Genomic DNA, 13,513 nt, shown 5'->3' with positions numbered 1-13,513 from the left:
CGCGCCATGACGGCGACGAAGGCGGGACGCCGCGAATGGATCGGGCTGGCGGTGCTGGCCCTGACCTCGCTGCTGGTCTCCATCGATGTGTTCGTGATGCTGCTTGCCCTGCCCCACCTGGCGGCCGACCTGGGCGCGAGCAGCACACAGCAGTTGTGGATCACCGACATCTACGGGTTCGTGCTGGCCGGGTTCCTGGTGACGATGGGCACCCTCGGGGACCGGATCGGCCGCCGCAGGCTGCTGCTGATCGGCGCGGCCGCCTTCGGCCTCGCCTCGGTCGCGGCCGCCTACTCCACCAGCCCCGGCATGCTGATCGCCGCGCGGGCGCTGCTGGGACTGGCCGGGGCGACGCTGGCGCCGTCCACGCTCGCGCTGATCAGCAACATGTTCACCGACGCCCGCCAGCGCGGCCTGGCCATCGGAGTATGGCTGGCCTGCTTCATGGGCGGCGCCGCGCTGGGCCCGATCGCGGGCGGCGCGCTGCTCGAGCACTTCTGGTGGGGTTCGGCGTTCCTGCTGGGCGTACCGGCGATGGTGCTGCTGCTCGTCCTCGGCCCGGTGCTCCTGCCCGAGTACCGCGCCCCGTCGGCGGGCCGGATCGACCTCACCAGCGTCGCGCTCTCGCTGGCCGCCATCCTCCCCGTGGTCTACGGCCTCAAGGAGATCGCCAAGCACGGCTGGCAGCCCGTCGCCCTCGCCTGCCTCGCCCTGGGCCTGGCCATGGGCATCCTCTTCGCCCGCAGGCAGGGCAGGCTCGCCCACCCGCTGCTGGACCTGAAGCTGTTCACCCGCCACGCCTTCAGCACCGCCCTCGCCGGCATGATGGCCGCCACCCTGCTGATGGGCGCCCTCATGTTGTTCCTCACGCAGCACCTGCAGCTCGTCGAGGGCCTGTCGCCGCTGGCCGCCGGCCTGTGGATGCTGCCCGCCGTGGCCGCCAACGGCGTCAGCTTCCTGCTCTCGCCGCTGCTGGCCCGCCGCGTGCGCCCCGCCTACCTGATCGGGTACGGCCTGGCCGTCTCGGTCACCGGCCTCCTGGTCATCACCCAGGTGGACACGGTCTCGGGCCCGCTGACGCTGGCCTGCGGCTGGATCCTGATCAACCTGGGCGCGGGCCCGCTGGTGACGTTGAGCACCGACCTGATCGTGGGCTCGGTCCCGCCCGAGAAGGCCGGCTCGGCCGCCGCCCTGAACGAGACCAGCGGCGAACTCGGCTTCTCCCTGGGCATCGCCATCCTGGGCAGCCTGGGCGCCGCCCTCTACCGAGGCACCCTGGCCCTGCCCGACTCCCTGGCCCCGGCCGTGGAGACGGCCTCCAGGGACACGCTGGCGACCGCACTGGCCGCAGCCGAGGGAGTGGGCGGAGAAACGGGCGCAGCCCTCGTGACGACCGCCAGAGAGGCCTTCACGACCAGCCTGAACGTCGTGGCACTGGTCGCCGCGGTGGCCCTGGCCGCGATGGCGATCCTGATAGCCCGCCTCCTACGCCACGTCCCACCCACCCAGCCGGCCCCTACGGAGGAACTCACCCAGGCAACCCACTAACCCCTCGAACCGGCCGAGACCGTCCCGGGGATACGAGCCCTCGGGGGCGTGACCGGGAGGCCACTGGAGCCTTGGCGGAAGGCGCGGGGAAGGTCTGTGGGTGGGGTGCCCGTGAGACGGGCACCCCACGCGGGGTTCGGGGCGCCGCGCGGTGGGGTGGGGGTCGGTGGGGCTCGGCGCCGTTGGGCGGTGGCCGGGGTGGGGCACGGTGGCCGGTCAAGGGCGGAGTCGTAGCGGCGAGTACCCCGTGAGCCCTCACGACCGGCGCTCGACAGACCTCAGCTCACGGCGGCGAGTCCGGGCAACCACGGCGGAAGCCGTAACGGATGGAAATGCCCTTGAAAGTCACAGAGGACGATGAGAACGACTGGTCTCGATCCAGCGGTCCAGGGTGGCGGCGGCGCGGCCGGAGTCGATGGCCTGGACGGCGCGCGCATAGCCGTCGATCATGGCCGAGTCGAGGTCGTCGCCCGCGCCGTCCAGCGCGACCAGTGCCGCGGCCGTGTTGAGCAGGACCGCGTCGCGGATCGGGCCCTTGTCGCCGCGCAGCAGGTTGTGCACCGCCTGGGCGTTGAAGTCGACGTCGCCGCCGCGCAGCGCGCCTACCTCGGCGCGCGGGATGCCGAGCACCGCCGGGTCGAACGTGGTCTGTGTCGCGGTGCCGTCCCTGACCACCCACACCGTGGACGTGGTCGCGATCGTGAGCTCGTCGAGGCCGTCGTCGCCGCGGAAGACCAGCGCGGAGACCCCGCGCTCGGCGAACACGCCGGCCAGGACCGGCAGCATGTCCGGGTCGTAGACGCCGATGGCCTGCGCGGTGGGGCGGGCGGGGTTGGTGAGCGGGCCCAGGAAGTTGAAGACGGTGGGGACGCCCAGTTCCTTGCGCGGGGGACCGGCGAAGCGCAGCGCCGGGTGGTAGACGGGCGCGAAGCAGAAGGCGATGCCGGCCTCGTGGGCCACGCTTGCCGTCTGCTCGGGGGTCAGGTCGAGGCGGATGCCCAGGTGCTCCAGCACGTCGGCGGCCCCGCACGAGGAGGACGCGGCCCGGTTGCCGTGCTTGACGACGCGGGCGCCCGCCGCGGCGGCCACGATCGCCGCCATCGTGGAGACGTTCACGGTGTGGGCGCGGTCGCCGCCGGTGCCCACGACGTCCACCACGGGACCGTCCACGTGCAGCGGGGTGGCCAGGTCGAGCATGGTGCGCGACAGGCCCACGACCTCGGCCACGGTCTCGCCCTTGGCCCGCAGCGCGATCGCGAACCCGGCGATCTGGGCGGGTGTCGCCGACCCCGACATGATCTCCCGCATGGCCCAGGCGGTCTCGTCCGCGGTGAGGTGCTCTCCGGCGAGGAGGGCTGACAGCAGGGCGGGCCAGGTCGTGCGGGAGTCCATCGTCGGGTACCTACTTCGCGTTGAGTCGGGAGGCGGAACGGCGGCGCATGAGACCGGCGACGGCGTCGGCCAGCACGATCGGCTCGATCGGCTGGGGGACCACGGCGTCGGCCTTGGACCAGTCGGCCAGCCAGCGGTCGTCGCGGCGGGCGATGATGAGGCAGATGGGCGGGCAGTCGTAGACCTCGTCCTTGGCCTGGCGGGAGACGCCCATGCCGCCCGCGGGCTGGGTCTCGCCGTCGAGTACGGCCACGTCGATCTCGCCGGAGCCGAGCCACTGGTGCACCTTGGGCTCGGTGGCGCACTCGACGATCTCCACGAACGGCACGTCGGCCGCCGGGCGGCGCCCGATCGCCTGCCGCACCTTGTCCCGGGTGCCGGCGTCGTCGCTGTAGACGAGGACCTTCATGGTCTCGTCGGTGCTCCCAGTGGTGCTCACTGCTGCGCTCGCTATCGGTCGTAGAGGTAGGGTCAACTGGATCGTACCGGGGGCGCGGGACGGAATCCCAGGCCGCCGGGCCTGGCGGGTGATTTGCCCTAATTATCCCTGGTTGGTGGCATGTTTGTTCCTGCTAACGGGGGGTCGTGCGCCGGACCGACCACAGGAACCGCAATAATGCTGCCCGTGGCGACAGCATCCGCAATAACTTCGACGACGACAGCACATTCGTCGCGCAGACCGAACCTGGTCAGCGTCGGGACGATCGTGTGGCTGTCCTCTGAGCTCATGTTCTTCGCGGCGCTGTTCGCGATGTACTTCACCATCCGGTCGGTGAGCATCGGTGACGGCTTCGAATGGGGCCCGTCCCTCCAGCCTGCGGGCACGGAGGCGGCTGCTCACCTGAACATCCCGTTCGCGACGGTCAACACGATCATCCTGGTTCTGTCTTCCGTGACGTGCCAGCTGGGCGTGTGGGCCGCGGAAAAGGGCCAGGTCGGCAAGCTCCGGTTCTGGTACTTCGTCAGCTTCCTCATGGGCGCGGTCTTCGTGGCCGGTCAGCTGTATGAGTACGCGGAGCTGGCGAGCGAGGGCGCGACCCTGTCGGCGAACGCCTACACCTCGGTGTTCTACCTGACGACGGGCTTCCACGGCCTGCACGTGACCGGTGGCCTGATCGCGTTCCTGTTCATGCTGGGACGCACGTACGCCGCGAAGCGCTTCACGCATGAGCAGGCCACCAGCGCGATCGTCGTGTCCTACTACTGGCACTTCGTCGACGTCGTCTGGATCGGTCTTTTCGCGACCATCTACATCATTCGTTAAGGAACGGGATCTCTGTGACTAGGACCACCGCCTGGCGGCGGCATCCCCTCGCGAGATATGCCGTCCTGGTTCTGGCCTTGGCGCTGATCGGGGTGGCTTACGCCACGCTCGTCCAGGGAAGCCGGCCGGCGGACGCGGCTCTCGCGTCCGGCAAGCTCGACGACGTCGCACAGGGCAAGAGCCTCTTCCAGGCCCACTGCTCCAGCTGCCACGGCCTCAACGCGGAGGGCACCTCCACGGGCCCCACGCTCGTGGGCGTGGGCGCCGCGGCCGTCGACTTCCAGGTGAGCAGCGGCCGCATGCCGGCAGCCAACCCCGGCGCCCAGGCGCCGCGCAAGCCCACCCCCCGGTGGGTGAACGAGGAGACGACCCGCCAGCTGGCCGCATACGTGCAGTCGCTGGGCGGCGGGCCCACGATCCCCTCCAAGGACCAGATCGACCCGGCCATGGGCAACGCGGCCAAGGGCGGTGAGCTCTTCCGCGCCAACTGCATCCAGTGCCACAACTGGGGCGGCGCCGGTGGCGCGCTGACCCGCGGCAAGTACGCCCCCAGCCTGAACGAGTCCTCTCCTCAGCAGATCTACGAGGCGATGGTCACCGGCCCGCAGGCGATGCCGGTCTTCAACGACACGACGATCACGCCGCAGGAAAAGCGCGACATGATCGCCTACATCACCGAGGTCCGCTCCCAGAGGGACCCCGGAGGCTTCGGCCTGGGCCGCATCGGCCCGGTCACCGAAGGACTCGTGGCGTGGGTCGTGGGTATCAGCTTCATGGCGCTCGTCGCCATCTGGATCACCGCGAAGAAGCGGAAGAAGTCATGACAGACAACGAGCACGAGAACGAGCAGCCGGACGAGCGCGTACCCAAGCGTGTCATCGGCACCCCCGCACCGGGCACCTCGATGCTCGGGGCGAAGGAGACCGTCGAAGACGCCGACGTGCCCGGCGTGATGATCCCCGACGAGAAGTCGGCGCGTAAGGCGGAGAAGGTCGTGGCGCTCTGCTTCACGATCACGTTCCTGTCGGCGATCGCCTTCATCATCCTGTACGTGCAGATCCAGGTCGGCACGCCGGAGTCGACGGGCCAGTCCAACCTGGCCCTCGGCGGCACGCTGACGCTGGCGCTGCTCGGCCTGGCCGTCGGCGTCACCGTGTGGGTGCGGTCGATCATGCCGAAGTACAACCTGATCCAGGAACGCCACGACCTCGCCACGGACGAGACGACCCGTGAAGAGGTCGCCGACACGTTCCTGCAGGGCGCCAACGAGAGCGGCTTCGTCAAGCGGCCGCTCCTGCGCCGCACGCTGCTGCTGGCCTCCGCGCCGCTCGGCCTGCTGCCGCTGGTACTGCTGCGCGACCTCGACAACTCCAAGATGACCGGCGCCAACTTCAACAAGCTTCTGCGCCACACCGTGTGGGCGGAGACGCTCAAGAAGCCGATGAAGCTGATCGTCGAGGGCACCGGGCAGCCGATCCGCGCCGCGGACTTCAACTCGCCCGGCGGCATCCTGTCGGTCGTGCCCGAGGGTTACGAGCACGACATGAACGCCCTGGCCAAAGCCACGCTGATCCTGATCAAGTTCAGGCCGGAGGACCTCAAGCCGGGCACGAACAAGAACTGGACGCACGACGGGATCGTGGCGTACTCCAAGATCTGCACGCACGTCGGCTGCCCCGCGGCCCTCTACGAGCAGACCACGCACCACATCCTGTGCCCCTGCCACCAGTCGACGTTCGACGCGGCCGACGGCGCCAAGGTCATCTTCGGCCCGGCCGCGCGGCCGCTGCCGCAGCTGCACATCGGTGTCGACGCCGAGGGTTTCCTCATCGCCAAGGAAGACTTCAACGTCCCCGTCGGCCCCAGCTACTGGGAGCGCGGTGACGCCGAGCAGGCGGCCAGGGAAGGGAGCACGGCATGAGTGAGCTCACGTCAGTGCCCAAGGCCATCAGCGGGCCGTCGAGCTTCCTCGACGACCGGCTGGGGGCGGGCAACTTCCTCAAGCGCAACCTTCGCAAGATCTTCCCGGATCACTGGACGTATCTGCTGGGCGAGGTCGCGCTCTACTCGTTCATCATCCTGTTGCTGACCGGTACGTTCCTGACGCTGTGGTTCAAGCCGGGCATGGAGCACGTGATCTACGACGGCTCGTACGCCCCGCTCAAGGGCGTCGGGATGTCGCAGGCGTACGCGTCGTCGCTGGAGATCAGCTTCGACGTGCGTGGCGGTCTGCTGATGCGGCAGATGCACCACTGGGCCGCGCTGCTGTTCGTGGCCAGCATGATGGTGCACATGCTGCGGGTGTTCTTCATGGGCGCCTACCGCAAGCCGCGCGAGCTGACCTGGCTGATCGGTGTCATCCTGCTCACGCTGGCGCTGGCCGAGGGCCTGACCGGCTACTCGCTGCCGGACGACCTGCTGTCGGGTGCTGGTCTGCGTATCACCGAGGGTGTGGCGATCTCGCTGCCGCTGGTCGGTACGTACATCACGTTCTTCCTGTTCGGTGGTGAGTACCCGGGCATGGATGTCATCTCGCGGTTCTACTCGCTGCACATCCTGCTGATCCCCGGCATTCTGCTGGCGCTGATCGGCGCCCACGTGGTCCTCACCTGGGTGCAGAAGCACACGCAGATGCCCGGTCGCGGCGCGAACAACCACAACGTGGTCGGCGCGCCGTTCTACCCGGCGTTCATGCTCAAGGCCGGGGCGATGTTCCTGTTCACCTTCGCGCTCATCGCGGGGCTGGGGACGTTCGCCCAGATCAACCCGATCTGGATCTTCGGGCCCTACAACCCGGCGGACATCTCGGCGGGATCGCAGCCCGACTTCTACATGGGCTTCCTGGAGGGCTCGCTGCGGCTCATGCCCGCCTGGGAGATCAACCTGTTCGGCACGTCCCACGCGGGCACGCTGCCGCTGAGTGTGATCATTCCGGCGTTGTTGCCGATGGGCATCATCATGACGGGCCTGGCGCTGTATCCGTTCCTGGAACGCTGGGTGACCGGCGACCACCGCGCCCTGCACGTCTCCGACCGCCCCCGCAACAACCCGCACCGGACCTCGATCGGCATGTCGGCCATCGTGTTCTACGGCGTGTTGTGGCTGCTGGGCGCCAACGACGAGATCTCCAACGTCTTCCAGATCAGCCTCAACGTGACCACGTATGCGGGCCGGGTGCTGGTGCTCATCGGGCCGGTGCTGGCGTACATCATCACCTACCGGATCTGCCTGGGGCTGCAGCGTTCCGACGCCGCGGTCATCGGCCACGGCGTGGAGTCGGGCGTCATCAAGCGGCTGCCGCACGGTGAGTTCATCGAGGTGCACACGCCGCCGATCGACACGGTCGAGGACTCGCTGCGGGCCAAGGAGCCGGTGCCGATGGTGGCGGTCGCCGAGGACAGCGCGGGCATCCCGCCCAAGGGGATGCGCGGGCCGCTCGGCAAGCTGCGCGCGGCCATGTCCAAGTCGTACGGCGGGGAGAAGATCCCCCTCGACGACGGCCACGAAGACGACCACGCCGCCGTAGGCGCCGGCGACAGCGGCGGTGACAAGTCCATCACGCGCCACTAGTTCACCAGCAACTCCGTTAAGGGCCCGAGCCATGCGTTCGGGCCCTTTGCGTGTTTCTGGCTCTCCGTGTGGTCGGGCTGCTTCTGGGGCTGTCCGTTCAGGCGCACTTTCCGTTCGGGCGCACCTTCCGTTCAGGCGCACTTTCCGTTACGGCAAGCCGCCCCACCGCCACCCGCCGCCGTGGGCTAACGCCGATCGTGGGGGTCGCTTCTCACGTCGGACGTGGTCCCCACCGCAACGGCCCACCTTGACCCCTCGCCGCCGAAACCCTTCGCCGGCCAGGAGACACCGTGCAAGCGGAGGGGGAGGCGGTCAACGGGAAGATCCGGGACCGGGAGTTATGGTTCCGGGGCGGCTGATGGGCGCTGGTGCCGGGTTGGGGTTCGCGGGCGCGTGCTGGCCTTGGCCGTTGCGGTGGGGTGTTGTCCGACCTGAGATGCGATCCCCACGATCGGCCTGAGCCCACGGCGGCGGGTGGCGCGGGGCGTGGCTTGCCGTAACGGAGAAGGCGCTTGAACAGAGGCTTGCCGTAACGGAGAAGGCGCTTGAACAGAGGCTTGCCGTAACGGAGAAGGCGCTTGAACAGAGGCTTGCCGTAACGGAAAGAGGCCCTTCAGGGGCGTGCGGCGCGGAGGTTCTGAGGGCCGACAGAGAAAAGTGATCAGTCGGTCTCGGGGAGGCCGATGGAGAAGGCGGACTCCAGGTCGTGTTTGGAGTACGTGCGGAAGGCGATGTGGGTTTCGGTGTGGAGCACGCCGGCCACCTTGTTCAGGCGGCCCGGGATGACCTCGGCGATCTGCTCGTAGGCCGACACGCGGACCATGGCCAGCAAGTCGTATTCGCCGGTGATGGAGTAGACCTCGCTGACCCCGTCGATCTCGGCGATCGTCTGCGCGACCTCCGGGATGCGGTCGACTTCGGCGTTGATGTGAACGATTGCCGTGACCATGGCTGCCACCTTATCGCAGCGCCTTGTGGTCGAGTCCGCGGTAGGCCAGGTCGATGCGGGCCTTGTGGCGGGCGGCGCCGCGGGCGGGCAGGCTCCATTCGCCGTCGACCTCCACGAGGCGGATGCCGGGGGACTCCAGCCAGCGCAGGATGCACTCCGTCTCCTCGGCGGTGGCGGCGTGGGTGGGGCCGGGGCCGGGGATGACGGTTTCGGCGGTGGCGACCAGTGACTCCACATAGGGGACGGGGTGGGTGCCGCGGGCCATGACGCCGGCGGCGGCGAGGCGGCCGTAGCGGATGACGTGGATGTCCCAGCCGCCGTCGAACGCGGGGCTCGCGGCGACCATCTGCGGGATGCCGGTCAGCGCGGCCAGGCGTTGCATGCGCGCGGCGGCGCGGATGAACGTGGCCAGGCGGTCGCGGTCGACGGAGGCCTCCTCGTAGCGCTGCTCGACCGACAGACGTTCCATGCGGGCGCTGACGGCGGTGTAGACGGCGCCGGCGTCGTGTTGCATGGCGCGTCTGGCGGCCTCGGTGTGCAGGGAGTAGTCGGCGGGGCTCTCGTGGCCGGCGCACGGGGCGCCGCAGCGGCCCATCTCGTGCAGGGCGCAGGCGGCGACGCGGGTGGAGGCGGTCAGGCGCTGGGTGCACTGGCGCAGGGGGACGGCCTCGTGCAGGGCCGTTCTGGCGTCGTCGGCGGCTCTGGTGCTGCTGAAGGGGCCGAGGTAGGCGGCGTCGTCGTCGCGTACCTCGCGCACGATCGAGAGCCGGGGGAAGGGCTCCTGGGTCAGCTTCAGCCAGACGACCTTCTCGGGGAAGCGGGAGCGGCGGTTGTAGCGGGGTTTGGCGCCGCCGATGAGGCGCAGCTCGCGTACCTCGGCCTCCAGGGCGGTGGCGCAGACCACGTGGCGCACGCGTTCGGCGATGCCGATCATCTCGCGCACCCTCGGGCGGGTCTCACTGGCGGTGAAGTAGGAGCGGACGCGGTTGCGCAGGTTGTTGGACTTGCCGATGTAGAGGACCTCGCCGCGCTCGTCCTCGAACAGGTAGACGCCGGGGGCGTGGGGCACCGACTCGGCGAGGTGGCGCTTGCGCTGCTGCTCGGGCGTGGGGGCGCGGACGAACGACTTGAGCTCCTCCAGCGTGTGGACCTGGAACGAGCCGGCCCGGCCGATCAGGCCGTGCAGGACGTCGACCGTGGCCCGCGCGTCCTGGAGGGCGCGGTGGCAGGGCTCGGTGGGGCTGCGGAAGAAGCGGGCGAGGGTGCCGAGCTTGGCGTTGGGCACCTCGTCGCGGGTGAGCACGCGGCGGGCCAGGTCGACGGTGTCGACCACCGGGTTGAGCGGGGGCGGATAGCCGAGCGCGGCGCAGGCGGCCTTGATGAAGCGGGTGTCGAACCCGGCGTTGTGCGCGACCAGGACGGCGCCGCTGACGAACTCCAGGAAGCTCGGCAGCACCGACTCGATGCGTGGCGCGGCCACGACCATGGCGTCGGTGATGCCGGTCAGCACCGAGATGAACGGCGGGATCGGTCCACCCGGGTCGACCAGTGTGGAGAACTCGCCGAGCACCTCGCCCGCCTTGACCTTCACCGCGCCTATCTCGGTGATCGCGTGCTCGGCGGGGGAGCCGCCGGTCGTCTCAAGGTCGAAGACGACGAACGTGACTTCGCTGAGGGGAGTGCCTAGCTCGTCGAGAGTGCCTTGAACCGCGTCCACGAACCAAGACCATAGAAGGGGGGACCGACAGTTATCCGCCCGCATCCCCTGTCCAGCCGATCGGATCGGGGTTCGGGAGCGTACCTGACCGATAAATCCTGATCTTTCGTTAGTCTCCTACCTATGTCCGGGGGACGACTCGCCAACAGGTACGCCCTGATCCGGCCGCTCGGCAGCGGCGGCATGGGCCGCGTCTGGCTGGCGCGGGACGAGATGCTTGATCGCGAGGTCGCGGTCAAGGAACTCACGCTGCCCGAACACCTGGCCCCGCGCGAGCGCCACGAGGCCGTGACCAGGGCGGTACGCGAGGCGCAGGCCACCGCCCAGCTACGCCACCCCGGGATCGTCGCGCTGCACGACGTCATCGTCGAGCACGACCGGCCCTGGCTGGTGATGGAGCTGCTGCGCGGCCGCGACCTCGGCGCGCTGGTGGCCGCTCAGGGGCCGTTGCCGCCCGCCCAGGTCGCCCGCATCGGCGCCGAGACCCTCGACGCGCTGTCGGCCGCCCACGCCCGCGGCCTGCAGCACCGGGACGTGAAGCCGGGCAACGTGTTCCTGACCGACTCGGGCCGCGTGGTGCTGACCGACTTCGGCATCGCCCGCCAGGAGGGCCAGGCCACGCTGACCGAGCAGGGGCTGATGATCGGCTCGCCCGGCTTCATCGCGCCGGAACGCCTGGAGGGCCACCCGGGCGGCCCCGCCAGCGATCTGTGGTCCCTGGCCGCCACGCTCTTCCTGGCCGCCGAGGGCAGCCCCGTGTACGACGGGCCGGTGGCCGAGCGGATCAAGAACACGCTCACCAGGCCGCCCAGGCCCGCCCGCGGCCCGATCGGCCTCCTCCTGGCCGCCATGCTCGCCCGCGACCCCGCCGCCCGCCCCGACGCGGCCACGGCCCTGCACGCGCTGCGGCAACTGGCCGCCGGCCAGAACCCCGAGCTGCCCAGGGGCCACGACGCCACCGTGCCCACGCGGCGCAAGGGCCGCGGCCGGGCCTGGATCTGGATCGCCGCCGCGGCCGCCGTGCTGCTGGTGGCGGGCGTGGGCGGCTTCTTCCTGCTGCGGCCGGGGGACAACGCGCCGCCGAGCGCGTACAACGTGCCGCTCGACCTGTGCAAGCTGCTCACCCCCGAGGAGGTGGGCACGCTGCTCGACACCCGCCAGGCGCCGGCGGTCAAGCCGTCCGCCGACGAGGTGGGGCCCAAGTGCGGCTGGACGCTGCAGGGCGCCGGTCTCGGACTGCAGGTGCAGAAGGACTCCGACACCCCCGACCCCTGGCGGATGACCCCCGCCACGGCCGGTCGCCTCCTGACCAACCAGGAGCGCTACTGGAACCGTTCCGCCAAGCTCCAGTGGACCTGGCCGGAGATCGGGGTCAAGCAGAGCCTGCCCGCCAGCCGCGGCGCCATCAGGAAGGTCGCCGCTCCGGGAGAGGGCGGCTTCGCCTTCGAGCTGTCCGGCAAGACCGGGAGGGTCCACAGCTCGTTCGTGTTGTTCCGGACGGCGAACCTGGTCGTGCAGGTCGAGTACACCACGATCAACAACAAGCCCACCGACGTGGAGATCAGGAACACCGCGCAGAAGGCCGCGCAGCTGATCGAACAGGGGCTGCGCCGTGCGGGCTGACGGCTCCGGCTCCTATCTCCTCGCCGGCCGCTACCGCCTGCTGGAGCGGCTCGGCGAGGGCGGCGCCGGCACGGTCTGGCGGGCGCTCGACGAGACCCTGCACCGTTCCGTCGCGGTCAAGCAGGTCAGGGTGCCGGGCGGGCTGAGCCCGCACGAACGCGCCGAGTTCGCCCACAACGCCATCCACGAGGCCAGGGCCGCGGGACGGCTGCGCGACCCGGCCATCGTGCTCATCCACGACGTGGTGCTCGACGGCGACCAGCCGTGGATCATCATGGACCTGTCCACCGGCCGCTCGCTCGACAAGGTCGTCAAGGAGCACGGCCCGCTGCCGCCCGGCCTGGTGGCGGCGATCGGGCTGCGCGTGCTGTCGGCGCTGGAGACGGCGCACGCCGCCGGGATCGTCCACCAGGACGTGAAGCCGGCCAACATCCTGCTCGACGCCGACGGCACCGCGATGCTCACCGACTTCGGCATCGCCGCCCCCGTCGGCGGGCGCGGCGACCGCTACGGCAGCGCGGGCTCGCCCGGCTACATGGCGCCGGAGCGGCTCAACGGCCACGCCTCCGGGCCCGCCTCCGACCTGTGGTCGCTCGGCGCGAGCCTGTACACCGTGGTGGAGGGGCGCCCGCCGTTCGAACGGGCCATGCCCGCCGCGGTGGCCGCCGCCGTACTGCTGCACGAGCCGCCCTTCCCCACGCGCGCGGGCAGGGATCTGGGCGGGCTGCTCATGGCGATGCTGGCCAAGGAGCCCGCCGCCCGGCCCACGGCCGCGCAGGTCCGCGCCGCGCTGTCGGGTGGGCCGCCGCCGCGGGTCCAGGCCTCCGGGCCGCGCCGGCGCCGGTGGGCGTTGCCGGCCGCGCTCGCCGCCGTTCTCGTGCTGGGGGCCGGGGCCTGGTACGGCGTGGCCGTCCTGACCGCTCCGGACACCGGAAAGTACGCCACCTCCCCCGACCCGTGCACCCTGCTCCCCGCGGCCCAGGTGGCCGAACTGCTGAAGACGGCGGCCAAGGCCGAGCGCACCCGCGAGGGCGAGTGCCGCTGGCGGGTCTGGCGGGGTTCGCGGCCGGCCCGCGAGCTGACCGTGCGCACCCGTGCCGAGCAGCCCCGCGGGGGCCTGGACGGGCCGGGCGCGGCCCGCACGCTGTTCGACGCCGACCGGGTCAACAGCAGCGCCTCGAAGGGGACCACGTTCCGGCTGACCACCGGCGACGTCGCCGACGTACCCGGTGTGGGCGAGGCGGCGTTCGCGCAGTCGACGTTCAAGAAGCACCTGACGGGAAGCAACGGGCAGGGCACCGCGCGGGTGCTGTTTCGCGACAGCAACCTCATCGGGGAGGTCCTGGTCTACGAGCAGGACGCCCGCGAGGTCGGCGCGGAGGACAAGGACCTGGCCGCGCGGGCCGCGAAGGCCGTCGCGGGCGCCCTGAAGGGCTGATGCGTATGGGAC

The 13,513-nt window shown here is 70.5% G+C and carries 11 protein-coding genes; 7 read left to right on the top strand and 4 right to left on the bottom strand.

All coding sequences use genetic code 11. The annotated features are described in order from the left end of the window. The first annotated feature begins 6 nt into the window (after window positions 1-6). Complete coding sequence (locus ACFWY5_RS10120) at window positions 7-1,548, top strand: MFS transporter (protein ID WP_379611601.1); 1,542 nt, start codon at window positions 7-9, stop codon at window positions 1,546-1,548. 345 nt (window positions 1,549-1,893) lie between these two features. Here the strand turns inward: ACFWY5_RS10120 and trpD are convergent, their stop codons facing one another. Both trpD and ACFWY5_RS10110 read right to left on the bottom strand, forming a co-directional pair. Next, window positions 1,894-2,940 carry an anthranilate phosphoribosyltransferase gene (gene trpD / locus ACFWY5_RS10115; RefSeq protein WP_379611602.1) on the bottom strand — a complete coding sequence of 349 codons (1,047 nt, stop codon included), beginning with the start codon at window positions 2,938-2,940 and terminating at the stop codon, window positions 1,894-1,896. A 10-nt stretch (window positions 2,941-2,950) separates the two neighbouring features. Beyond that, a complete protein-coding gene (locus tag ACFWY5_RS10110; RefSeq protein WP_379611732.1) occupies window positions 2,951-3,349 on the bottom strand; it encodes a hypothetical protein in 399 nt (132 codons plus the stop codon). Window positions 3,350-3,556: 207 nt separating this feature from the next. On the opposite strand from ACFWY5_RS10110, the gene ACFWY5_RS10105 reads away from it, so the two are divergent. From ACFWY5_RS10105 to ACFWY5_RS10090, 4 genes are read left to right on the top strand one after another with little or no spacing between them, the layout of a single operon-like run. Next, window positions 3,557-4,204, top strand: coding sequence for a heme-copper oxidase subunit III (locus tag ACFWY5_RS10105; RefSeq protein WP_184970856.1), 648 nt, complete (start codon window positions 3,557-3,559; stop codon window positions 4,202-4,204). A 14-nt stretch (window positions 4,205-4,218) separates the two neighbouring features. Continuing rightward, entirely contained in the window at window positions 4,219-5,028 is an 810-nt protein-coding gene (locus tag ACFWY5_RS10100) for a c-type cytochrome (RefSeq protein WP_379611603.1), read from the top strand. Beyond that, window positions 5,025-6,125: a Rieske 2Fe-2S domain-containing protein gene (locus ACFWY5_RS10095; protein WP_379611604.1), complete on the top strand. Its 1,101-nt coding sequence runs from the start codon at window positions 5,025-5,027 to the stop codon at window positions 6,123-6,125. The genes ACFWY5_RS10100 and ACFWY5_RS10095 overlap by 4 nt, the downstream gene beginning before the upstream one ends. Continuing rightward, window positions 6,122-7,774, top strand: a complete 1,653-nt coding sequence (locus ACFWY5_RS10090; RefSeq protein ID WP_379631176.1) for a cytochrome bc complex cytochrome b subunit — start codon at window positions 6,122-6,124, stop codon at window positions 7,772-7,774. Before ACFWY5_RS10095 ends, ACFWY5_RS10090 begins: the two co-directional genes overlap by 4 nt. 661 nt (window positions 7,775-8,435) lie before the next feature. On the opposite strand, the gene ACFWY5_RS10085 is transcribed toward ACFWY5_RS10090, so the two are convergent. After that, window positions 8,436-8,723 (bottom strand): Lrp/AsnC family transcriptional regulator, encoded by a 288-nt coding sequence (locus ACFWY5_RS10085; RefSeq protein WP_184970864.1) that lies wholly within the window; start codon window positions 8,721-8,723, stop codon window positions 8,436-8,438. A gap of 10 nt (window positions 8,724-8,733) precedes the next feature. Further along, complete coding sequence (locus ACFWY5_RS10080; RefSeq protein WP_379631174.1) at window positions 8,734-10,440, bottom strand: DEDD exonuclease domain-containing protein; 1,707 nt, start codon at window positions 10,438-10,440, stop codon at window positions 8,734-8,736. 123 nt (window positions 10,441-10,563) lie between these two features. Here ACFWY5_RS10080 and ACFWY5_RS10075 point away from each other — a divergent pair, with 123 nt between their 5' ends. Both ACFWY5_RS10075 and ACFWY5_RS10070 read left to right on the top strand, forming a co-directional pair. Further along, on the top strand, window positions 10,564-12,063 hold the full coding sequence (locus tag ACFWY5_RS10075; RefSeq protein ID WP_379631172.1) for a protein kinase: 1,500 nt from the start codon (window positions 10,564-10,566) through the stop codon (window positions 12,061-12,063). After that, window positions 12,053-13,501, top strand: coding sequence for a serine/threonine-protein kinase (locus ACFWY5_RS10070; protein WP_379631170.1), 1,449 nt, complete (start codon window positions 12,053-12,055; stop codon window positions 13,499-13,501). Before ACFWY5_RS10075 ends, ACFWY5_RS10070 begins: the two co-directional genes overlap by 11 nt. The last annotated feature ends 12 nt before the right edge of the window (window positions 13,502-13,513 follow it).

Source organism: Nonomuraea sp. NPDC059007 (genome assembly GCF_042740555.1).
In the GTDB taxonomy this organism is placed as follows: Bacteria; Actinomycetota; Actinomycetes; order Streptosporangiales; family Streptosporangiaceae; genus Nonomuraea.
Note: the sequence above shows the minus strand (reverse complement) of the source record. Positions and strands in the feature narration are given on the sequence as shown.